The sequence below is a fragment of the Polynucleobacter sp. 39-46-10 genome, assembly GCF_002282275.1.
Map to the genome: position 1 here is coordinate 1 of NZ_NCJB01000419.1, position 1,780 is coordinate 1,780.

Sequence of the window (1,780 nt, forward strand, 5' to 3'; positions counted from 1 at the left end):
CATCTAATCAAGGGTTTCGTTTAATTGCCGCCTTTATCTTTGGAAAAAATCAGGTATCTGAAAAAATTGCCATGACTGCACCTGTTGGTATTGAATCCAGCGATCAGAATAAGAGCGCCAAGATTGCCATGACTGCTCCTGTAGGAATTGAGAGCAGCAGGTCTTCTGAGGGTTCAGGCAATCAATGGACGGTATCGTTTGTGATGCCTGCAGAGTACACCTTAGCGAGCTTGCCAAAGCCATTGGATCCGCAAGTCAAAATCAGAGAAGTACCCGCAGAAAAAAGGGGGGTAATTATTTTCTCTGGTTTTTACAATCAAGAGAAGGTGGAAGAAAAAACCCAAGCATTACGAGAGTGGATTAAGTTGAAGAATTTAAAGCCAAGCGGTGAACCTCAGTTTGCCCGCTACAACCCGCCTTGGACTTTACCTTTTATGCGTCGCAATGAAGTGATGATTCAGGTCCAGGAGTAAGGTCCTGAGGTTTAAAGCTTAAGCCTCAAAACTCTTTAATACAAATCCAGCGCCACTATCTTGCCCCAGCGCTTTAACCAGAATGGGCAGACTTTCAGCCAATTGCTTTTCTAGAGTCCATGGTGGGTTGATGATGAACATGCCGCTTGCCTGAAGTCGACGTTCTTTAGGTGCGTTCTCAACCCGTAACTCAACAAGTAACCAAGAGCGTTTATGGGCTGCCGCAATCTTTTTCATATGATCGGGTAGGGCTGCTGATTCTCGTCTGGAGAGGCATGGGTACCAGATGGCATAACACCCAGTGGCGAAGCGTTGCAGAGCTTCTTCCATCGCCGTTTCGAGATAACGGTAGTCCTGCTTATCTTCGTAAGAAGGGTCAATTAAAACAAGTCCGCGCCTACTAGGTGGTGGCATCAAGCCCTTTAATCTTGCAAAGCTATCCTCTGCATAGATATCGATTTGCTTTGATTGTTTGAGCTCGCTGATATTGTGGCGCAAGATATCAATCTCTTTGGGATGTAACTCAAAAAGCTTCAAGCGGTCTTGTGTTCTGAGTAAGCGCGCCAAAATAAATGGGGAGCCGGGATAGATTGTGATCTCATCGCCAGAATTCTCAGCTCGAATGTACTCGAGATAATTGGCAATGCCTGGACTTACGGGATTGGTCTCTGCAAATTTGGCTAAGCGATAAATGCCTTGATCTGCTTCTTTGCTGACTGCCGCAAAACCGTCAATCAGACTATAGATACCAGCACCAGCATGGGTGTCAACAATAGTGAGGGCGCCTGGTTTTTCTTGTAGATATTCCACCAGCTGAATCATCACAAGATGTTTCAGAATATCGGCATGGCTACCCGCATGAAAAGCATGGCGATAACTAAACATCTTTATATGGCCCTAGGTTTTTGCGCTTTAATAAATAAAGCCAAAGTAATGCTGATTAATGCCACGCAAGCATATTGCAAAGATTGATTGAGCTCTGAGTCTAGAGTTTGAGTGAGAAGTACATAGATTGTGGCAAGCCCACCTAGGGCAAGTAAGCGCGGCCCGATCTGATTGGCAGCCAGTTTAGCTTCTGGAATAAGCCTGGCTAATCCCGCCCCAAGCATTCCAGACCACAGTCCAATTGCGCAACCCGCTAGGACATCGGTAAGCCAGTGAGCGCCCAGCGCGTTTCGAGAGATACCAGCAAAGCCAGCAATGATAAAAATCCACCACAAGGAAGTTCTGTTATTTCGATCGCTGGCAAAGTAGATTCCAGAGACCACTGCAAAAGCAGTAATCGTATGACCAGATGGCATTGCCCT

Annotated in this window: 3 protein-coding genes; 1 reads left to right on the top strand and 2 read right to left on the bottom strand. The window is 46.1% G+C overall.

Features of this window, described 5'->3' with window-relative positions:
- The coding region (locus B7X71_RS16340) for a heme-binding protein (protein WP_293601507.1) at positions 1-473 on the top strand (473 nt) is incomplete at its 5' end.
- An 18-nt stretch (positions 474-491) separates the two neighbouring features.
- On the opposite strand, the gene rlmJ is transcribed toward B7X71_RS16340, so the two are convergent.
- Together rlmJ and B7X71_RS16350 are read right to left on the bottom strand one after the other, a co-directional pair.
- On the bottom strand, positions 492-1,358 hold the full coding sequence (rlmJ, locus tag B7X71_RS16345; RefSeq protein WP_293601508.1) for a 23S rRNA (adenine(2030)-N(6))-methyltransferase RlmJ: 867 nt from the start codon (positions 1,356-1,358) through the stop codon (positions 492-494).
- A gap of 2 nt (positions 1,359-1,360) precedes the next feature.
- Positions 1,361-1,780, bottom strand: a 420-nt coding sequence (locus B7X71_RS16350; protein ID WP_293601509.1) for a phosphatase PAP2 family protein, incomplete at its 5' end; no start/stop codon positions are given.